An 18,489-nucleotide genomic window follows, 5' to 3' on the forward strand; every position below is an offset into this window, starting at 1 on the left:
GGGCCGAGCGGTGCGAGGGGGCCGTCGGGGGTGGGGACGATGTGCGAGGGCGGCGGGCAGGCGAAGGTGACGATCATCGAGCGGCTGTGGCCGACGGTCACCCTCACCGAGCGCCTCCGACATGCGACGGCCTCCTGCGGTCGGCCGACAGGCCGGCCGCAGGAGGACTGTCAGCGGGAGCGCGGTCCGTCGGGCCGCGCCGCGGCGAAGACCGCTTGCCAGACGGCGTGATCGGTGCGAGGACCGCCCGGAGTGTCCGCACCGTACCTGGCGATCTCGGCCTCGAGGTCGAGGGGCAGGGTCGGGGCGGTCATGGCGGCGAGTTCCTCCGCCACCGCGTGGTCGGGGACCAGCCAGCACACCTCGAAGTCGAGGCCGTCAGGATCGCGCCCGTAGAGGGCCTTGGTGGAGGCATGGTTGCTCGCCCCGGACAGCGCCCCCGCCCGGTCCAGTCGGCTCCGCATCCGGCGGAGGTCGGCCAGGGTGTCCACCTCCCAGGCCAGGTGGTACAGGCCGACCTGTCCGGTGCGGGGCCCGGAGCCCGGCCGCGGGGACTGGAACAGGCCGAGGTCGTGGTCGTTGGCGGAGTCGGCCGCCTGAAGGAAGACAGCTCCGGGAATTGCCTGCGGCAGCGGCTTGAAACCGAGGACGTCGCGGTAGAAGGCGGTGCTGCGCTCCAGGTCGGAGACGAAGAGGACGGCGTGGTTCAGCCGGCGGATCGGCATCGGAAGGGTCCGTTCATGGTCGGTTCGGAAGGGGTCGTACGTCCCGCTGGTCTCGTCGACCGGCGGGACGTACGTGGTGAGGCACCCGGGTTTCCCTCGGACTCGGTGGTGCTGAAGGTTTATCAGCCCGACGTCAGTACGGGCCCGTCGCTCCAGCGGAAGACGTGGGCCGGCCGCGGTTCCACGATCCCGGCGCCCGGCACCTCACCGTCGAACCACCGGTCCACGCAGGTCCAGTGGTAGGGGTGGCCCAGGTACTCCCCGGTCAGGCCCTCGACGTCGGCGTACTCCTGCTCCCACACGTGGGTCCACCGGGACGGGGTGAGCGCCTGGTCCACGTGGCTGAGAGCCCACGAGCGGATCGTGGGGATGTGACCGGGCATGGCGAGGAGATCCCTCTCCAGGAGGGCGACGAGGCCGTCGGGTGTACCGGGCCGGACGGCGAGCAGCAGTGTCCGCTTCACGCGGGGGCCGGACAGTGCTGCGGTCCGGCTCCGTACGGGGACGAGCGCGACCGTGTCGAGGGGCTCCGGCAGGCCGGCTCCGGCGGCGATCTCGGCGGGCGACCGGTTCGACGTCAGGTCCCAGGTGGCGCCCGTGCCGCTGAGACCGCCGGGCAGATCGGGCCCCGCAGAGGACACCGACACGCCGGGGACCGAAGCGGCCGTGCCGTACGCCTCGGCCGCTTCGGCCGGCAGCAGTGCCACCCAGCGGGTCATGCCACCGGCCCTTCGTCGTCGGGGGCGATCGGTTCCAGCACCTGTCGGTCGCGGTCCAGTGCGATCTCGTCGGTGTGCGCCCAGAACGCGGCGACCCCGGGATCGCGGCCGGAGGCGCCGCGCGCGGCGTAGAACGCGTCGCTGTCCGGCAGCGACCACAGGATGCGGACGGCCGCGGTGTCCGGGCCGGTCCAGGTGCGCCAGACGCGCTCCGCGACCATGCCGCGGTCGCGGGCGCCCGGCAGATACTCGGTGCGCCAGCGCCGCAGCCATCCCGCGACCCGGGCGTCCGCGAGGACGACGGTGTCGAGGATCTGGACCCCGCTCATGACAGCCTGTCCGAGGCCTCGGTGCGGTGGCGGTCGATCCGGTCGCGCAATGCGCCCAGGCCCCGTCGCAGCATGTGGGTTCCTCCCTCACTTCACCAGGCGGGCGCGCAGCTTCGCCAGGGTCGGCGTGTCCAGGCCGAGGCCTTCGGTGAGGTAGCCGTGGAGGCTGCCGTAGTCGTGGTCGGCCTGGTCCAGGGCCGCCGCGAGGTAGTCCTCGCGGACTTCCTGGAGCGGGACGAGCAGGTCAGGGTTCTCCATCAGACCGGCCTTCCTGAGCCCCTCGCGGGACCTGCGGTCCGCTTCCGCGCGGAAGTCGTTGGACAGCAGGTAGTCCTTCTCGGCGGTTTCGTCCGGGACTCCGACGGCGCGCAGCAGGAGGTAGCTCATCCAGCCGGTGCGGTCCTTGCCCGAGGTGCAGTGGTAGAGCAGCGGGGTCTGCTTGTGGTTCGCGAGGTCCCGCAGGGTTTCGGCGAACCGGCGGCGGCTCTCCGGGCTGGTGACGAAGGTGCGGTAGATGTCCCGCATCAACTGCTCCGCCTTCCCGTCACCGAGCAGCGCCTGCTGCTCGACCGGGTCCTTGGAGCCGATGGCCTCCATGGTTCTGCCGTACAGGCCGAGGTCGTTCACGGACCGGGAGACCGCGGTGACCTCTGCCGGCAGGTGGTCGGTGCCGTCCCGCTGGGCCTCGAACGGGACGCGGAAGTCCACCACGGTGCGCAGGTCCAGCGCGGACAGCTTCGAGATGTCCGCGTCGGTCAGCCTGCCGAGCGCGTCGGCGCGGAAGACCTGGCCGTAGCGCACCTGGCGGCCCTTGTCGGTGCGGTAGCCGCCGAGGTCACGGACGTTGACCGCGCCCTGGAGGGCGATGTGGCGGACGGAGTCGGTGTGGTCGGCGGCGTTGAGGGAGCCTGTGGCGGCGGACTGCGCCGTGGCGTCGGTCGCGGCGCAGACGGGGAGACAGCCGAGAACGACAGCGGAGACCACCACTCCGGTCGCACGGCGGATGTGGACAGCACGCATGGGATCAACTCCAAGAAGGCGGAAGGGGACTTTTCCCGGCGGTGGAGCGCAACGCAGCCCGTCAGCCCGCGAGGGGCAGGGAGCGGAGGGTGGCGTGTGCTTCGGCCATGACGCGGGCGACGAGCTCGGCGCAGGACGGCAGATCGTCGATCAGTCCCGCGACCTGGCCGGCGGCCATTACTCCGAGGTCGGTGCGGCCCTCGACCATGGAGGCCTTGAGCAGCATGGGAGTGTTGGCGGCCAGCAGCACCTGACTCCAGGTCAGTTCCTTGCCGTGTTTCATCGCCAGGCCGTCGCGGATCATCTGCTGCCAGCTCATGCCGCTCTCGCGCCGGAAGGCCGCGGCGTGGCGGACGGCCCGCAGCAGCGCGGCGGCCCGTCCCGAGCGTTCCAGCGCGTCCACCATGTCGGTGCGCAGCATCCGGTGGGGGAGGCCGTCCACCTTGGTGGTGACGGTGACGTCCTTGACTGCCGCGGTCAGGTATTTCGCCTTGACCGCGTAGGGGACGGTGCTGTCGGAGGTGAGCAGGAAGCGGGTGCCCTCTTGCGGGGCGGAGGTGGATACACCCATGAGCAGATCAGCCACCTTTCCTCTCCACCAAACGTTTGTTGGGCGAAGGTAGCAGTGGATCCCTCGCTACGGGAGGTGTCAATTGGCAGCGATCATCGACCTGTCCGGTTCCGTCGCCGTCGTCACCGGCGGAACCCGGAGCGGGGATCACCCGCGCCCTGCTCGAAGCCGGTGCGCAGGTCGTGACCTGCGCGCGACGGGCTCCGGACAAGCCCGTCGAGGCGCGGCTCCCGGGGCCGCTCGCGTCTTCGCGTCGCACCTTTCCCGGTCAGCGGGAATTCACGCTCCCCGCCCGGAGGGCACCCCGCTTAGCCTCCCGGAACAGCCCAACGCACCGCAGAGGACCCCATGCTCACGGACCCCCAGAGGCATCACGCGGCGGAGATCCTGCGCTCCGCCGAGCACCGCCGTACGCCGGTCGCCCCGCTGACCGAGGCCTTCCCGGAGATCGGCACCGAGGACGCGTACGAGATCCAGCTCATCAACGTCCGGCACCGCGTCGGTGCCGGGGCCGAGGTGCGCGGTCACAAGGTCGGCCTGTCGTCCCCCGTCATGCAGCAGATGATGGGCGTGGACGAGCCGGACTACGGCCACCTGCTCGACGACATGGAGCTGAGCCCGGACCGTCCCGTTCCCGTCTCCCGCTACTGCTGCCCGCGCATCGAGGTCGAGGTCGGCTTCGTCCTCGGCGACGACCTGCCGGGCGAGAACTGCACCCCGGCGGATGTGCTTGCCGCCACCGAACGTGTCGTCCCCGCCCTGGAGTTGATCGACAGCAGGATCAGCGACTGGCGGATCTCCATCGCCGACACCATCGCGGACAACGCCTCCTCCGCCGGATACGTCATCGGCGAGGGCCGCCACCCGCGCGAACTGGACCTCAAGGCGATCGACGCGCGGCTCACACACGGCGGTGAGCTGCTGGCCGAGGGCCGCAGCGACGCCGTGCTCGGCGACCCGGCGGTCTCCGTCGCCTGGCTCGCCCGCACCGTGGCCCGCTTCGGCGTGCCCCTGAAGAAGGGGCACGTGGTGCTGCCCGGCTCGTGCACCCGGGCAGTCGACGTGGCTGCGGGAGCGACCTTCACCGCCGAGTTCACCGGGCTGGGCCCGGTCTCCCTTTCGTTCACCTGAGGTGATGATGACCAGCAAGACCAAGGCGACCGCCGCGATCGTCGGCTCCGGCAACATCGGCACCGATCTGCTCTACAAGCTGCAGCGCTCCGAACTCGTCGAACCGCGCTGGATGATCGGCGTCGACCCCGGCAGCGAGGGCCTCGCCCGCGCCCGCGACGCCGGCCTGGAGGCAAGCCACGAGGGCGTCGACCGGCTGCTCGCCCAGGACGAACTCCCCGACATCGTCTTCGAGGCCACCTCCGCCTACGTCCACCGGGCCAACGCCCCGCGCTACGCGGAGCTCGGCATCCGGTCCGTCGACCTCACCCCGGCGGCCGTCGGCCCCGCCGTCGTCCCGCCCGCCAATCTGCGCGAGCACCTCGACAAGCCCAACGTCAACATGATCACCTGCGGAGGACAGGCCACCATCCCCATGGTGTACGCGGTCTCCCGCATGGTCCCCGTGGCGTACGCGGAGATCGTCGCCTCGGTGGCCTCCGTCTCGGCCGGACCCGGAACCCGCGCCAACATCGACGAGTTCACCCGCACCACCTCCCTCGGCATCGAGACCATCGGCGGCGCCGAGCGCGGCAAGGCGATCATCATCCTCAACCCCGCCGAGCCACCCGTCGTCATGCGCGACACCGTCTTCTGCGCGATACCCGAGGACGCCGACCGCGACGCGATCACCCAGTCCGTGAAGGAGATCGCCGAGCAGGTCGCCGCCTACGTGCCGGGCTACCGGCTGCGCACCGAGCCGCAGTTCGACGATCCGCGCCCCGAGAACGGCGGGATGGCACGCGTCGCGATCTTCCTGGAGGTGGAGGGCGCGGGCGACTACCTGCCGCCGTACGCCGGAAACCTCGACATCATGACCGCCGCCGCCACCAAGGTGGGCGAGGAGTTCGCCAAGGCGCTCCTCGCCCAGGGCGCGTAAGGAGCACCCCGCATGCCCTACTCAGAAACTCTCGACATCCGGATCACCGACTCCTCGCTGCGCGACGGCTCGCACGCCAAGCGGCACCAGTTCACGGGCGAGGACGTACGGTCCGTCGTGGCGGCCCTCGACGGCGCCGGCGTCCCGGTGATCGAGGTGACGCACGGCGACGGGCTCGGCGGCTCGTCCTTCAACTACGGCTTCTCCAGGACCCCCGAGCAGCAGCTGATCAAGATCGCGGTGGACACCGCACAGCAGGCGAAGATCGCCTTCCTGATGCTCCCCGGACTCGGTGTCAAGGACGACATCCGGGCCGCCCACGAGCTCGGCGCGAGCATCTGCCGGATCGCCACCCACTGCACCGAGGCAGACATCGCGATCCAGCACTTCGGGCTCGCCCGTGAGATGGGCCTGGAGACCGTCGGCTTCCTGATGATGGCCCACTCGACCACGCCGGAGAACCTGGCACGGCAGGGCCGGATCATGGCCGACGCGGGCTGCCAGTGCGTGTACGTCGTCGACTCGGCCGGCGCCATGGTCATGGACGACGTCACCGTCCGGGTCGAGGCCCTGGTGGCCGAGCTCGCAGGCGACGCCCAGGTCGGCTTCCACGGACACGAGAACCTCGCCCTCGGCACGGGGAACTCCATCGCGGCCGTCAAGGCCGGCGCCCTGCAGATCGACGGATCCACCCGCCGCCTCGGCGCGGGCGCGGGCAACACCGCCGTCGAGGCGCTGGTCGCTGTCTGCGCCAAGATGGGCATCCGCACCGGCGTCGACGTACTGAAGATCATCGACGCGGCGGAGGACGTGGTCCGCCCGGTGATGGACGACGAGTGCCGACTCGACCGGCTCGCCCTGCTGATGGGCCACGCCGGGGTCTACTCCAGCTTCCTCAAGCACGCCTACCGGCAGGCCGAGCGCTACGGCGTCTCGGGCGCCGAAATCCTCCTGCGCGCGGGCGAGCGACGCCTCGTCGGCGGCCAGGAGGACCAGCTCATCGACATCGCAGTGGAACTCGCCGCACAGAACTGAGGCCGCCTGCCGCAGGCAGCCGACACTGGAGGGACAAGATGACTGCTCTCAACGACGAGGTCCGGGTCATCGAGGCGGGCAGGCCGCCCGCCCGCTTCGCCCGGGGCTGGCACTGCCTCGGCCTGGCCGATGGCTTCAAGGACGGCAAGCCGCACGAGATCGAGGCGTTCGGTACCAAGCTGGTGGTCTTCCAGGGCCAGGGCGACGGGCAACTGCACGTCCTGAACGCCTACTGCCCGCACATGGGCGGCAACCTCGCCCGCGGCACCGTCAAGGGCGATGCGGTGGCGTGCCCGTTCCACGACTGGCGCTGGTCGGGCAACGGCCGCTGCGCGGACATCCCGTACGCGCGCCGCGTGCCGCCGCGCGCCCGCACCCGCTCGTGGACCACCCTCGAGGAGAACAAGCAGCTCTTCGTCTGGCACGACCCACAGGGCAACCCGCCCCCGCCCGAGGTGACCATCCCGCGGATCGAGGGCGCCTTCCGCGACGAGTGGAGCGAGTGGACCTGGAAGACCGTGCGGGTCGAGGGCTCCAACTGCCGCGAGATCGTGGACAACGTCGTGGACATGGCGCACTTCTTCTACGTGCACTACTCGCTGCCCACGTACTTCAAGAACGTCTTCGAGGGGCACGTCGCCACCCAGTACCAGGAGACCGTGCCGCGGGAGGACTACGACCTGGGCACCCTGAGCACCACACTGCGCTCCGACGCCTCGTACTTCGGCCCCTCATACATGATCGACTACCTCTTCTCGCCCGTGGCCGAGGGAGTCGAGATGGAGATGGCCCTGATCAACTGCCATTACCCGATCGACGAGAACAGCTTCATGCTCCAGTACGGGGCCATCGTCAAGAAGCTGCCCGGGATGTCGGACGAGGAGGCCGCCGAAGCGGCCCGGCTCACCTCGGAAGGCCTCGCGGTCGGCTTCGAGCAGGACATCGAGATCTGGCGGAACAAGAGCCGGATCGACAACCCCCTGCTCTGCGAGGAGGACGGCCCCGTCTACCAACTGCGGCGCTGGTACGAGCAGTTCTACGTCGACGTCGAGGACGTCAAGGACGAGATGGTGCAGCGCTTCGAGTTCGAGATCGATGTCACCCGCGCCACCGCGGCGTGGCGGGCGGAGGTCAAGGAGAACCTCGCCCGCCTCGCGGCGGAGAAGAAGGCGGAGACGGAGAAGGAAACCGGATCCTGACATGCAGCCGGTGGAGTGCGTGACCTGCGGCAACCAGGTCCTGTGTGAGAAGTTCAGCATGGCCCACACCTCGGTGCAATGGACCGCCGAGGCGGCCGTCGTCTGCGCGGAGTTCCGCGGCCGGGTGGCCGAGGGCGGGAACACCGCCCGCATCCGGACCTGCCTGGCGCTGCGCGAGAGCATCGACCGTGCGGTCGAGGAAGGCACCCTGGAGGTCGCCGATGCCTGAGCCGATGCCCGGGCCGGCGACCGGGTCGCGTACGCACCGGCTGCGCGTCGTCGAAGTGATCGCCGAGACGGGCGACGCGTACTCCCTGGTGCTCCAGGCGCCGCCGGAGAGCACCGGTCGATTCTCCTACCGCCCCGGGCAGTTCCTCACCCTGAAGCTGCCCGGCGCGGACGGAGGAGCGGCCGCCCGCTGCTACTCCCTCGCCAGTTCACCGCACACCGGCGAGCCGCTGAAGGTCACCGTCAAGCGGGTGGCCGGCGGATACGGCTCCAACTGGGTGTGCGACCGGGTTGCGGTGGGGGACGAGTTGGAGGTGCTGCCGCCGGCCGGCACCTTCACCCCCTCCGATCTCGACGCGGACCTGCTGCTCGTCGCCGGGGGCAGCGGCATCACGCCGGTGCTGTCGATCGCCAAGTCGGCCCTGGCGACGGGGCACGGCCGGGTGGCGCTCCTGTACGCCAACCGCGACGAGTCCTCGGTCATCTTCCGCGACGAGCTGCGGGAGCTGACCGAGGGCCACCCGGACCGGCTGCTGGTGATCCACTGGCTGGAGTCGCTCCAAGGTCTGCCTGCCGCGCACCGGCTGGCCGCCGCGCTCGCACCGTACGCCGGACGCGAGGCGTTCGTCTGCGGCCCCGGGCCGATGATGGACGCCGCCGAGCAGTGCTTGCGCGCGCTCGGCGCGCCGGGCGAACGGATCCACCGCGAGCGGTTCTTCTCGCTGAGCGGGGACGTCTTCGACGTTCCGGCACCGGCACCCGCAGCAGGGGAGTGCGCGCCCGTCGAGGGAGGCAGCACGGCGGACGTGGAACTCGACGGCGAGACCCACACGGTCGTCTGGCCGTCGGGGATCCCGCTGCTCGACGTGCTCCTCGCCGCGGGGGTGGAGGCCCCCTACTCCTGTCGGGAGGGCGCGTGCAGCGCCTGCACCTGCAGGGTCGTGGCGGGTGAGGTGAAGATGCTCCGCAACGATGTCCTGGACGACCAGGACATCGGCGAGGGATACGTGCTGGCCTGCCAGGCCGTGCCCCTCACCGACCAGGTCGGGATCACTTATTCCTGACGCGAAAGACGCGAAAGCCGTCCCGTGACAGGCACCGCGGTTCCGCCCACCGCGACCGTCACACCGTCCCCGAAGGAACCCACCATGTCCCGCACTTACCTCATCACCGGAGCGGCCTCCGGCATCGGCAAGGCCACCGTGGCACTCCTGCGCTCGCAGGGGCACACCGTCATCGGGGCCGACCTCAAGGACAGCGACATCGCCGCCGACCTGTCCACCGCCGAAGGCCGGGCCGAACTCGTCGCCCGCGCCCGTGAGCTGACCGGCAGCCGCCTCGACGCCGTCATCTCCTGCGCGGGCATCGCGCACTTCGACCCGCTCACCATCAAGGTCAACCACTTCGGCGCCGTCGCCACCCTCGACGGCCTGCGCCCACTGCTGGCCGCCGGCACCGACCCCCGGGCCCTCGTCATCGGCTCGGTCGACTCCGTGCATCCGACCGACCCGGCGATCGTGGACGCCGCGCTCGCCGACGACGAGGAAGCGGCGGTGGAGGCTTCCCGGGCAGCCGTCGACCGAGGGGAGGGGCACCTCGTCTACTCCTCCTCCAAGGCCGCGATCTCCCGCTGGATCCGCCGCTGCGCCGTCACCGAGGACTGGGCCGGTGCGGGCATCCCGCTCAACGCCGTCGGCCCCGGCGTGATCATCACGCCGATGACCCAGCCCCTGCTGGACGACCCCGACATGCTGCGACTCGTCGAGCAGAGCGTGCCGATGCCGCTGCACGGCCACGCCCGCCCCCAACAGATCGCCCCGCTGATCGCCTGGCTGACATCCCCCGAGAACACTCATGTGACCGGGCAGGTCGTCTTCGTGGACGGCGGTGCCGACGCGGTCTTGCGCGGCGACCGCACCTGGTGAGCACACACATCGAGGAGACGTCCGTGAACACGCGCACGCTCGAGCGTTCCACCGTGCTGGCGGCCACCCCCGACCAGGTGTGGGCGGCCATCGGCGACTTCGGCGCTCTCGCCGACTGGCACCCGCACGTGCCGCCGTCCACCATCGAGGACGAAGCGAACCCCCAAGTCCCCGGTGCCGTACGGGTCTTCACGATCGACGGCAAGGTCGTCGCGCGCGAGCGCCTGCTGGAGCGCGACACCGACGCCCACTGGTACCGCTACGCCCTCCTCGACCCGGTGATCCTGCCGGTCGGCGACTATGTGGCGACGCTCGCCGTACTCCCGCACGCCGACGGTGCCGAGGTCCGGTGGTCCGCCACGTACCAGAGCCCTGACGAAGTGGTGGCGCAGGTGGAGTCACTCATCGGCGACGGCACCTACGGCACCGGCCTCGACGCTCTGCGGACGCGCTTCGCCCGAGGCTGATCCCGGCTCACCGGGGCGTGAGCGTGGCCCGCAGGGCGCGCTCACACCCCGGTGAGTGCTTCCCGGGGCGCCGTGAGCCCGCCGTCACATCCAGTCGCTGAAGCGCAGCCAGGCCATCATGTTGTCCATCGCGGGCTGCGGAACACCGGGCGCGGACGCCATCTCGGCCGTCTGCGCCGGCTTCCTCGTGTGCCGCCCCGGCCCGAACATCGCCTGCCACACCGCCCGCGCGCAGTTCTGCACGGCGGGCGCGATCCGCTCCAGCTCCCGGTGGGCGCCGTTGCCGCACACCGAGATCGCGGCGACCGCCCGGCCGGCCCCGCGCAGCGGTGCGGCCACGCAGAAGACCCCCCGGTACCCCTCCTCGTAGTCGAACGCCACCCCGCGCTCCCGTACCGTCGCCAGCTCCCCGCGGAAAGCCTCCGGGCGGGTGACGGTACGCAGCGTCCGTGGCCGCAGCCCATGCCCTATCACCTGCTCCACCAGCGCGCCGTCACTGAAGGCCAGGATCGCCTTGCCCGCCGCCGTGCAGTACGCCGGCTGCCGCCCGCCCACCCGTGACGGCACGCCGGAGTCGTCCGACCCGCCGATGCGCTCCAGATAGACCACCTCGGCACCGTCGAGCACCGTGAGGTGCACCAGATGGCCGGTGGTCTCGTGCAGCGCGTGGAGATGGGGCAGCGCCGCCCGGCGCAGCCGGTTGTGGTGCGAGGCCAGGGCGCCAAGCTCCAGCATGCTCATGCCCAGCCGGTAGTCGCGGCCCTCACGCTCCAGCCAGCGCAGCTGCACCAACTGGTCAAGGATGCGGTGCGCGGAGGACCGGGGGAGGCCGGAGCGCTGTACGACCTCGGTCAGTGTGAGCCGGGGCTGGGCGCCCTGGAAAGCACTCAGTACCTTCGCCGCCTTCTCCAGCAGGGACAGCGGCGGACATCCGGCCTCGACAGCGTGCGTTGTCAACGGCACCTCCCACACGGACAGCCGACGACCTCCGGGCCGCAGCCGTAATCTCCGATATTGCGTGGAGATTGCCAGTGGATTCCACCGCTGGGAAGAGGGTGTTCCGTTTCGGATCAGTAAAGCGTAGTTTCCCTCCCGTCCCCCCGGGACGACCTGAGGACCTGAGAGGGATGTGCATGCGTGACGACGACGTCCTCGCGGCGGTCCGCGAACTCGCCCCCACCCTGCGCGAGCGCGCGGCCGAGGCCGAGGCGCAGCGCCGCGTGCCCGACACCTCGGTCGAGGAGCTGGAGCAGGCCGGCTTCTTCCGGTTGCTCCAACCCAGGGCGTACGGCGGACTCGCCGCCGACCCGGCCGTCCACTATGCCGCGGTGAAGGAGATCGCCAAGGCCTGCGGCTCGACGGGCTGGGCCGTCTCGGTGATCGGCGTGCACCCCTGGCACGTCGCCCTGTACGACCCGCGGGCACAGGAGGAGGTGTGGGGTGGGGACAGCTCCACCCGGATCTGCTCCTCCTACGCCCCGACCGGGGCGGTCACTCCGGTGGACGGCGGCTTCCGGCTCTCCGGCCGCTGGCACTTCTCCTCCGGCTGCGACCACGCTCAATGGGCCCTGCTCGGTGGCCTCGTCACGGACGGAGGGGGACGGCCGGTGGACATGCGGACCTTCCTGGTGCCGCGCACCGACTACCGCGTCGACGATGTGTGGGACACCGTCGGCCTGCGCGGTACAGGTAGCAACGACATCGTCGTCGAGGACGCCTTCGTCCCCGACCACCGCGCCCTCGGCTACGGCCCCATGAGTGCACTGGCATGTCCAGGACAGGAGACCAATACGGAGCCGCTGTACCGGTTGCCGTACGCCGCCGTCTTCACCACCACCATCTCGACCGCTGTCGTCGGCATTGCCGAGGGCGCCTACGAGCACTACGTCGCGGCAGCCCGCGAGCGCTTCCGCGTCCCCTACGGGCAGAAGGTCGCCGAGGACCCCTTCGCGCAGGTGCGCACCGCCCGTGCGGCCAGCGACATCGACGCAGCCTGGCTGCAGCTCACCCGCAACATCGCCGACCTGTACGCGACCGCCCGGCGCGGCGAGCAACCGCCGATGTCCCTGCGCGCACGGGCCCGCCGGGACCAGGTGATCGCCACCGAACGCGCGGTCACCGCCGTGGACCTGCTGATGGAGAACGCCGGCGGCAGCGTCATGCGCAAGGACGACAGCGCCCTGCAGCGCGCCTGGCGGGACGTGCACACCGGCCGCGGCCAGGCAGCCAACGACCTGGAGCGGGCGCTCATCCTCTTCGGCCAGGACGCGCTCGGCATCGACATTCACGACCCCATGCTGTGACCTCCTTTTCCGGGGGGAGGTGCGGCGTGCGGCACAGGGGCGGCCGGCAGTTCTGACACCGGCCGGGGGAATCCCGCTCACCGGGAAACCGCGATGGCCGCTGCCCCTCTCCCCGCACATACTCGTCAACCACCTCGCCGAGGTGGCGGGGCACGCGGCGGCCGGCACCGGCTGCCGACTCGCCGCCACTGCACGGCCGGGTCCGGTGCGGCGGTGCCGACGAGGTGGTCCCCCTCCGCCACGAGGACACCTCCACGCGCACGGCCGCCGGCCGGCGCACCCGCGCCGTGCACCTGCTCCCGCACGAGCGCCGCGCCCTTCCGGCTGCAGGCGCCCGACCCACATCGGCAACCCACCACATCCGAGGGACGAGATGGCGAACACAGACGAGACATGGGACCAGGAGTGCGACGTGCTGGTGGTCGGCTCCGGCGGCGGCGCGCTCACCGGCGCGTACGGTGCGGCGGCCCGCGGGCTGGACACTCTGGTCATCGAGAAGACCGGGTACTTCGGCGGCACCACCGCGTACGCCGGCGCCGGCCTGTGGCTGCCCGGCAACCAGGCCCAGACACGGGGCGGCCTGGACGACTCCGCCGACCTCGGGCGCGCGTACTTCCGCGCGGTGGTCGGCGAGGCCAGCCCGCACGAGCTGCAGGACGCCTACCTCGACCACGCCGGAGAAACGGTCGCCTTCCTCGAGGACAATCCCCACCTCCGCTTCGAGTACCGGCCCTTCCCCGACTACTACGCCGCACCCGGCCGCTTCGAGGCCGGCCGCGCCGTCTTCCCCGTGGACCTGCCCGCGCCCGAGGCGCCGCACGCACTCCTCGACGCGGTACGCCCCCCGGCATGGGCCGAGCGGCTCGGCCTGCCGCCGGCCGAAGGCCCGCTCACCGACGGCCGCGCCCTGATCGGCCGGCTGCTCCTCGCCATGGAGTCCACCGGCAACGGCCGTACCCTGCTGCACACCGCCCTACGGCAGCTGATCACCGAAGACGGCCGCGTGGTCGGCGCAGAGGCCGGACAAGACGGTCGCACCCTGCGGATCCGCGCCCGCCACGGCGTGCTGCTCGCCGCCGGCGGCTTCGAGGGCAACGCCGAACTCCGCCGCAACTGGCAGGGCCTGCCCGGGGCGGACTGGACGATGGGCCCCCAGGGCGCCAACACCGGCCAGGCCCTGGTCGCGGCGGTCGAGGCGGGAGCCGCCACCGGCCTGCTCGACCAGTCCTGGTGGTGCCCCTCGCTGCGCTTCCCCGACGGCACGGCCGCGTTCACCCTGGGCCTGCACGGCGGCATCTTCGTGGACGGCACCGGCCGCCGGTTCGCCAACGAGTCGCTGCCCTACGACCGGATGGGCCGTCAGATGCTCGCGGCCAAGGCCGGGACCACCCCCGACAACCCCGTCTGGTGGATCTTCGACGGCCGGTTCGGCGACGAGCTGCCCGGCATCACCGTCGTCCCCGCCGACCGGAAGGCGTTCACCGAGGCCGGGCTGTGGCGCACCGCAGCCACCCTCGACGACCTCGCCCAGCGGATCGGCGTCGACACCGAGGTGCTGCGCACCACGGTGCGGACCTTCAACGGCTACACGGCCGACGGAACGGACGCGGACTTCCACCGCGGAGAGGACGCCTACGACCGCTTCTTCGCCCAGGGCGAGGGCGCCAACCCCTGCCTGGTGCCGATCGAGGAAGGGCCCTTCCACGCCGTGCAGATCGTGCTCGGCGACCTGGGCACCAAGGGCGGAGTACGGACCGACGCCCAGGCCCGGGTACTACGCGAGGACGGCAGCCCGATCCCCGGTCTGTACGCGGCGGGCAACACCACCGCCTCGGTGGCCGGCCCCACCTACCCCGGCCCCGGCGTGCCGATCGGCTCCGCCATGGTCTTCGGTCACATCGCCGCCTCCGACATGGCGGGGCAGTCGACGGGCGCCTGAGGCGGGCCGGTTCCGCGCGGCCGGTCTGCGCGGGCGCGGAACCGGCCGCGCACCGGCCCGGCGTGCCGGATCCGCGACCGGCGCGCGATCCGTGACCTGCGCGCTTTGCTGCGCCAACCGTGTGGGCGGGCCGCGACCTGCGGCCCGCCCACACCCGCGCTATCCGTTCAGCGCCGCGCTCCGCCCCGCCCTGCGGCCGAAGAAGCTGCCGTCGCCGAGCGACGCGCCGCTCGCGTACCCCCAGGCGGCGATGCCCGCCGTGGCCCGGCCCGCCGCGTACAGGCCGGGGATCGGCTCCCCGTTCACATGCAGCACCTCCGCGTCCGTGCCGGTGGTCAGCCCACCGAGGGCGAAGCCCGACGTCATGCCCCGGAGGTCCACGGCACCCAGCGGGCCGCGCAGCGGCCGCAGCCAGCGCGCGGCCTTGTGCAGCAGCGGGTCCCTGCCTTCCTCCGCGTGGCGGTTGTACACCTCCAGCGTCGCTTCCAGGGCGCCGGGTGGCAGCCCCGTTTCGGCGGCCAGCTCGGACGCCGTCTCGCACACCCATGCCGGCCGCAGCTGGAGGACGTCCAGCGCGGCGGAGACCCGGCCGGCCTCCTCGAAGCCCTCCTCGTCGAGAACGAGGAACGTCCGGTTGTCCTGCTGGAAGAGGGCGGCCTGACCGATCCGTCCGGGGTAGGTGTCCTCGTTGATGAACCGCTGGCCGCGGGCGTTGACCATGATCCCGCGGATCAGGTACTGCGGATCCATGTGGAGGGCGACCTCGCAGGCGTCCATGTGCGCGATCCCCGCGCCCAGCGCCTGCGCCAGCTTCACCGCGATGCCGTCGTGCTCCTCGATCGCCGAGCCCGGACGGTCCAGCAACAGTGGGGCGTGCGCCGCCAGCATCTCCTCGTTGTAGGTGAAGCTGCCCGTGGCGAGCACCACACCGCGCCGGGCCCGCACGGTGACCCGCTCTCCGTAGCTGCGCGCGACCACGCCGCACACCCTGCCGTCCCGCTCGACCACCAACCGCTCGATCCGCATGCCGTAGTGGGCTTTGACGCCGAGCCGTTCGGCGGTCTCCACCAGGGGCTTCATGAGCATGTAGCCGCCACCGCGCTCCCCGGTGCGCTTGTTCTCCATCTGCGGCAGGTGGCCGCGTGGCGCGGGCTCGGCGATCTCGTCGAACGGGTGGGCGTTCTCCCCGCCCGAGTACATCAGGCCTTCGTCGGCGGCGGGTTCCCAGGCGGGCTCGCCGTAGAAGACCGGCTTGAACGGTACGCCGCACTCGACCAGCCAGTCGAAGTGCGCGACGCTGCCCTCGCAGTACGCGGAGATCTTCGCCGCGTCGGCTCCGGGTCCCATCGCGGCCATCAGGAACGTGGCCATCGCCTCCGGCGAGTCGGCGAACCCGCAGGCCCGCTGCAGTGCGGTGCCCCCGCCCAGGTAGATGAAGCCGCCGGCCAGGGCGGCGGCCCCGCCCCAGCCGCCGGCCCGCTCCAGCACCAGCACCTCGGCTCCGGCTCGCGCGGCCTCCACGGCGGCCGCGGCTCCGGCCACTCCGTAGCCGGCGACCACCACGTCCGCGGTGAGGTCCCAGGTGTCGATGTCCGCTGCTGCGTACGGTCTCATGTCGGCGTCCCCTCGCCTCGTGGAAAGAGGGCAGGAGCGTAGGCGGCCGTGCCGCGCGGCACACGCCGAAGCTCCCGGTGACCGGGAAATCGGACGCGTGGGGCGAAAAGCACCGTTCACCGAGTGGTCGGCCCGAGGAGTGGCCGATCCACTGACGCGACGAGACAGAACGAAGGCCGGTCGCCCCGTCCCGTTCTCGCGCGTGCGGCCGCCGCACCTTCCCGCTCAGTGGGAGCAGCGCATGTCGTGTCGGAGCAGCGAAAGCGTACGGTCCTGCCACTTCCGCCACCACGACCCGAGAGGGGATCCTCCATGGCCGAAGATGTGCTGGCAGCGATCCGTGCCCTTGCCCCGACGCTGCGCGAGCGCGCGGCCGAGGCCGAGACGCTGCGCCGCGTGCCCGACACCTCCATCAAGGAGCTGGAGGACACCGGCTTCTTCCAGCTGCTGCAGCCCAAGGCCTTCGGCGGCCGGGCGGCCGACCCGCTGGTCTTCTACTCGGCGGTCAAGGAGATCGCCAAGGCGTGCGGCTCCACGGGCTGGGTCGCCTCGGTGGTCGGTGTCCACCCCTGGCATGTGGGCCTGTACGACCCGCGGGCCCAGCAGGAGGTGTGGGGCCAGGACCCCAAGACCCGCATCGCCTCCTCGTACGCCCCCACCGGCACGGCCACCCCGGCCGACGGCGGCTTCCGGCTCTCCGGCCGCTGGCACTTCTCCTCCGGTTGCGACCACGCCCAGTGGGTCCTGCTCGGCTGCCTCGTCCCGGACGCCGAGGGCAACCCGGTGGACATGCGGACCTTCCTGATCCCCCGTACCGAGTACCGCATCGACGACGTATGGGACACCGTCGGCCTGCGCGGCACCGGCAGCAACGACGTCGTGGTGGAGGACGTCTTCGTCCCCGACCACCGTGCTCTGAGCTTCGGTCCGGTCACCGCCCTGAAGACGCCCGGCCATGAACTCAACCACGAGCCGCTGTACCGGCTCCCGTACGCCGGCGTGTTCACCACCACCATCTCCACCCCGATCGTCGGCATCGCCGAGGGCGCCTACGACTCCTACGTCGAGGCCACCAAGCAGCGGTTCCGCGTCTCCTACGGGCAGAAGGTCGCCGAGGACCCCTTCGCGCAGGTGCGCATCGCCCGTGCGGCCAGCGACATCGACGCAGCGTGGCTGCAGCTGACCCGCAACATCGGCGCGATGTACGCCCTCGCCGAGCGCGGCGAGGAGCTCCCCACGGAGCTGCGCACCCGCACCCGCCGCGACCAGGTGATCGCCACCGAGCGTGCGGTCGCGGCACTCGACCTGTTGATGGAGAACGCCGGCGGCAACGCCATGCGTACCGGTCCCAACCCCGTCCAGCGCGCCTGGCGCGACGCGCACACCGGCCGCGGTCACGCGGCCAACGACCCCGAGCGCGCCCTGCTCCTCTTCGGTCAAGCGGCCCTCGGCCTCGTCTTCCAGGACACGATGTTCTGATGGGGGATCACGTGACAGACATCAGCTACGAGTCGAGCTCCCGCACCGTCAAGGCCGCCGGCCTCACCCTCCACTACCACGAGGCCGGGCCGGCGGACCCGGGAGTCCCGGTGGTCATCATGCTGCACGGCGGCGGCCCGGGCGCCTCCGGCTGGAGCAACTTCGGTCGCAACCTGCCGGTGTTCGCACGGACCTTCCGTACGCTGCTCGTCGACCAGCCCTGCTTCGGCCGCTCGGACAAGCCGGAGCTCGACAAGGACTACTTCAGTTACAGCGCTGACGCCGTCGCCGCGCTGATGGACGAACTGGGTATCACACAGGCGCGCTTCATCGGCAACTCGCTCGGCGGCGGGACCGCCGTACGGATGGCCCTGAACCACCCGGACAAGGTTGCCAAGCTGTTGCTGATGGGCCCCGGCGGGGTGTCGGTCAACCTCTTCGCCCCGGATCCGACCGAAGGCATCAAGCGGCTCTTCGAGTTCAACGCCGCGCCGGAGCCGACGAAGGAGCAGCTGCGCGCCTTCATCGGCGTCATGGCGTACGACCAGTCGATCGTCACCGACGAACTGGTCGAGGAACGCTGGGCGTCGGCCACCGACCCCGACAACAGGCTGGGCAGTGCCCGGATGGCAGCCGCCTTCGCCAACCCCGCCTGGGCCGAGGACTGGATGCTCTGGCGCGAAGCCCACCGGATCCCCCATCCGGTGCTGCTCACCTGGGGCCGCGAGGACCGCGTCAACCCGCTCGACGGCGCGCTGGTCGCCCTCAGGAACATCCCGGACGCCCGCCTTCACGTCTTCCCGCACTGCGGCCACTGGGCCCAGACCGAACAGGCCGACGAGTTCAACCGCCTCGCCATCGACTTCTTCTCCCACTGACCGGCTCA

General features: G+C 71.4%; 18 protein-coding genes and 1 pseudogene. 12 read left to right on the plus strand and 7 right to left on the minus strand.

What is annotated here, in order from left to right:
- Positions 1 to 170: 170 nt before the first annotated feature.
- The 5 genes and pseudogenes from ACFU8W_RS27175 to ACFU8W_RS27195 form a co-directional block, all read right to left on the minus strand.
- Complete coding sequence (locus ACFU8W_RS27175) at positions 171 to 725, minus strand: VOC family protein (protein WP_384042197.1); 555 nt, start codon at positions 723 to 725, stop codon at positions 171 to 173.
- A gap of 122 nt (positions 726 to 847) precedes the next feature.
- Entirely contained in the window at positions 848 to 1,444 is a 597-nt protein-coding gene (locus ACFU8W_RS27180) for a Dabb family protein (protein ID WP_384042200.1), read from the minus strand.
- Positions 1,441 to 1,773 (minus strand): NIPSNAP family protein, encoded by a 333-nt coding sequence (locus tag ACFU8W_RS27185; protein ID WP_345516967.1) that lies wholly within the window; start codon positions 1,771 to 1,773, stop codon positions 1,441 to 1,443. Before ACFU8W_RS27185 ends, ACFU8W_RS27180 begins: the two co-directional genes overlap by 4 nt.
- Positions 1,774 to 1,860: 87 nt before the next feature.
- A complete protein-coding gene (locus tag ACFU8W_RS27190) occupies positions 1,861 to 2,793 on the minus strand; it encodes a tyrosine-protein phosphatase (RefSeq protein ID WP_384042204.1) in 933 nt (310 codons plus the stop codon).
- Positions 2,794 to 2,854: 61 nt separating this feature from the next.
- Positions 2,855 to 3,388, minus strand: a pseudogene (locus ACFU8W_RS27195) (nitronate monooxygenase); the annotation flags it as partial.
- A gap of 324 nt (positions 3,389 to 3,712) precedes the next feature.
- Between ACFU8W_RS27195 and ACFU8W_RS27200 the strand changes: the two are divergent.
- The 8 genes from ACFU8W_RS27200 to ACFU8W_RS27235 all read left to right on the plus strand — a co-directional run bounded on the left by ACFU8W_RS27200 (position 3,713) and on the right by ACFU8W_RS27235 (position 10,268).
- Entirely contained in the window at positions 3,713 to 4,495 is a 783-nt protein-coding gene (locus ACFU8W_RS27200; RefSeq protein WP_345516973.1) for a 2-keto-4-pentenoate hydratase, read from the plus strand.
- Between the two features lie 7 nt (positions 4,496 to 4,502).
- Positions 4,503 to 5,414: an acetaldehyde dehydrogenase (acetylating) gene (locus tag ACFU8W_RS27205; RefSeq protein ID WP_384042302.1), complete on the plus strand. Its 912-nt coding sequence runs from the start codon at positions 4,503 to 4,505 to the stop codon at positions 5,412 to 5,414.
- A gap of 12 nt (positions 5,415 to 5,426) precedes the next feature.
- Positions 5,427 to 6,449 (plus strand): 4-hydroxy-2-oxovalerate aldolase, encoded by a 1,023-nt coding sequence (gene dmpG / locus ACFU8W_RS27210; RefSeq protein WP_345516974.1) that lies wholly within the window; start codon positions 5,427 to 5,429, stop codon positions 6,447 to 6,449.
- 38 nt (positions 6,450 to 6,487) lie between these two features.
- The gene (locus tag ACFU8W_RS27215; protein WP_384042209.1) at positions 6,488 to 7,648 is read left to right on the plus strand and encodes a Rieske 2Fe-2S domain-containing protein; all 1,161 of its coding nucleotides are present in this window, start codon (positions 6,488 to 6,490) and stop codon (positions 7,646 to 7,648) included.
- A 1-nt stretch (position 7,649) separates the two neighbouring features.
- Positions 7,650 to 7,877 (plus strand): hypothetical protein, encoded by a 228-nt coding sequence (locus tag ACFU8W_RS27220; RefSeq protein ID WP_266991953.1) that lies wholly within the window; start codon positions 7,650 to 7,652, stop codon positions 7,875 to 7,877.
- On the plus strand, positions 7,870 to 8,940 hold the full coding sequence (locus ACFU8W_RS27225; protein ID WP_384042213.1) for a 2Fe-2S iron-sulfur cluster-binding protein: 1,071 nt from the start codon (positions 7,870 to 7,872) through the stop codon (positions 8,938 to 8,940). The genes ACFU8W_RS27220 and ACFU8W_RS27225 overlap by 8 nt, the downstream gene beginning before the upstream one ends.
- Before the next feature lie 84 nt (positions 8,941 to 9,024).
- On the plus strand, positions 9,025 to 9,801 hold the full coding sequence (locus tag ACFU8W_RS27230) for an SDR family oxidoreductase (protein ID WP_384042216.1): 777 nt from the start codon (positions 9,025 to 9,027) through the stop codon (positions 9,799 to 9,801).
- 23 nt (positions 9,802 to 9,824) lie between these two features.
- Entirely contained in the window at positions 9,825 to 10,268 is a 444-nt protein-coding gene (locus ACFU8W_RS27235) for an SRPBCC family protein (protein ID WP_384042220.1), read from the plus strand.
- Between the two features lie 84 nt (positions 10,269 to 10,352).
- Here ACFU8W_RS27235 and ACFU8W_RS27240 read toward each other — a convergent pair whose 3' ends face one another.
- A complete protein-coding gene (locus ACFU8W_RS27240; protein WP_384042223.1) occupies positions 10,353 to 11,231 on the minus strand; it encodes an IclR family transcriptional regulator in 879 nt (292 codons plus the stop codon).
- Between the two features lie 170 nt (positions 11,232 to 11,401).
- Between ACFU8W_RS27240 and hsaA (ACFU8W_RS27245) the strand changes: the two genes are divergently transcribed.
- Complete coding sequence (hsaA, locus tag ACFU8W_RS27245; protein ID WP_384042226.1) at positions 11,402 to 12,571, plus strand: 3-hydroxy-9,10-secoandrosta-1,3,5(10)-triene-9,17-dione monooxygenase oxygenase subunit; 1,170 nt, start codon at positions 11,402 to 11,404, stop codon at positions 12,569 to 12,571.
- Between the two features lie 373 nt (positions 12,572 to 12,944).
- Positions 12,945 to 14,510, plus strand: a complete 1,566-nt coding sequence (locus tag ACFU8W_RS27250) for an FAD-binding protein (protein ID WP_384042229.1) — start codon at positions 12,945 to 12,947, stop codon at positions 14,508 to 14,510.
- A gap of 159 nt (positions 14,511 to 14,669) precedes the next feature.
- On the opposite strand, the gene ACFU8W_RS27255 is transcribed toward ACFU8W_RS27250, so the two are convergent.
- Positions 14,670 to 16,124 carry an FAD-dependent oxidoreductase gene (locus ACFU8W_RS27255; RefSeq protein ID WP_384042232.1) on the minus strand — a complete coding sequence of 485 codons (1,455 nt, stop codon included), beginning with the start codon at positions 16,122 to 16,124 and terminating at the stop codon, positions 14,670 to 14,672.
- Positions 16,125 to 16,436: 312 nt separating this feature from the next.
- Here ACFU8W_RS27255 and hsaA (ACFU8W_RS27260) point away from each other — a divergent pair, with 312 nt between their 5' ends.
- Both hsaA (ACFU8W_RS27260) and hsaD read left to right on the plus strand, forming a co-directional pair.
- Positions 16,437 to 17,603, plus strand: coding sequence for a 3-hydroxy-9,10-secoandrosta-1,3,5(10)-triene-9,17-dione monooxygenase oxygenase subunit (gene hsaA, locus ACFU8W_RS27260; protein WP_345516983.1), 1,167 nt, complete (start codon positions 16,437 to 16,439; stop codon positions 17,601 to 17,603).
- The gene (hsaD, locus tag ACFU8W_RS27265) at positions 17,603 to 18,481 is read left to right on the plus strand and encodes a 4,5:9,10-diseco-3-hydroxy-5,9,17-trioxoandrosta-1(10),2-diene-4-oate hydrolase (RefSeq protein ID WP_384042235.1); all 879 of its coding nucleotides are present in this window, start codon (positions 17,603 to 17,605) and stop codon (positions 18,479 to 18,481) included. Before hsaA (ACFU8W_RS27260) ends, hsaD begins: the two co-directional genes overlap by 1 nt.
- The last annotated feature ends 8 nt before the right edge of the window (positions 18,482 to 18,489 follow it).

This window comes from Streptomyces sp. NPDC057565 (assembly GCF_042801455.1).
Taxonomy (GTDB): domain Bacteria; phylum Actinomycetota; class Actinomycetes; order Streptomycetales; family Streptomycetaceae; genus Streptomyces; species Streptomyces yanii.

Coding starts and splice junctions, on each gene's coding strand:
- ACFU8W_RS27180 (WP_384042200.1), bottom strand. CDS start 1,444: ATGACCCGCTGGGTGGCACTGCTGCCGGCCGAAGCGGCCGAGGCGTAC.
- ACFU8W_RS27225 (WP_384042213.1), top strand. CDS start 7,870: ATGCCTGAGCCGATGCCCGGGCCGGCGACCGGGTCGCGTACGCACCGG.
- ACFU8W_RS27230 (WP_384042216.1), top strand. CDS start 9,025: ATGTCCCGCACTTACCTCATCACCGGAGCGGCCTCCGGCATCGGCAAG.
- hsaA (WP_345516983.1), top strand. CDS start 16,437: ATGGCCGAAGATGTGCTGGCAGCGATCCGTGCCCTTGCCCCGACGCTG.
- ACFU8W_RS27190 (WP_384042204.1), bottom strand. CDS start 2,793: ATGCGTGCTGTCCACATCCGCCGTGCGACCGGAGTGGTGGTCTCCGCT.
- ACFU8W_RS27205 (WP_384042302.1), top strand. CDS start 4,503: ATGACCAGCAAGACCAAGGCGACCGCCGCGATCGTCGGCTCCGGCAAC.
- ACFU8W_RS27185 (WP_345516967.1), bottom strand. CDS start 1,773: ATGAGCGGGGTCCAGATCCTCGACACCGTCGTCCTCGCGGACGCCCGG.
- ACFU8W_RS27175 (WP_384042197.1), bottom strand. CDS start 725: ATGCCGATCCGCCGGCTGAACCACGCCGTCCTCTTCGTCTCCGACCTG.
- hsaD (WP_384042235.1), top strand. CDS start 17,603: ATGGGGGATCACGTGACAGACATCAGCTACGAGTCGAGCTCCCGCACC.
- dmpG (WP_345516974.1), top strand. CDS start 5,427: ATGCCCTACTCAGAAACTCTCGACATCCGGATCACCGACTCCTCGCTG.
- ACFU8W_RS27215 (WP_384042209.1), top strand. CDS start 6,488: ATGACTGCTCTCAACGACGAGGTCCGGGTCATCGAGGCGGGCAGGCCG.
- ACFU8W_RS27220 (WP_266991953.1), top strand. CDS start 7,650: ATGCAGCCGGTGGAGTGCGTGACCTGCGGCAACCAGGTCCTGTGTGAG.
- ACFU8W_RS27255 (WP_384042232.1), bottom strand. CDS start 16,124: ATGAGACCGTACGCAGCAGCGGACATCGACACCTGGGACCTCACCGCG.
- hsaA (WP_384042226.1), top strand. CDS start 11,402: ATGCGTGACGACGACGTCCTCGCGGCGGTCCGCGAACTCGCCCCCACC.
- ACFU8W_RS27250 (WP_384042229.1), top strand. CDS start 12,945: ATGGCGAACACAGACGAGACATGGGACCAGGAGTGCGACGTGCTGGTG.
- ACFU8W_RS27200 (WP_345516973.1), top strand. CDS start 3,713: ATGCTCACGGACCCCCAGAGGCATCACGCGGCGGAGATCCTGCGCTCC.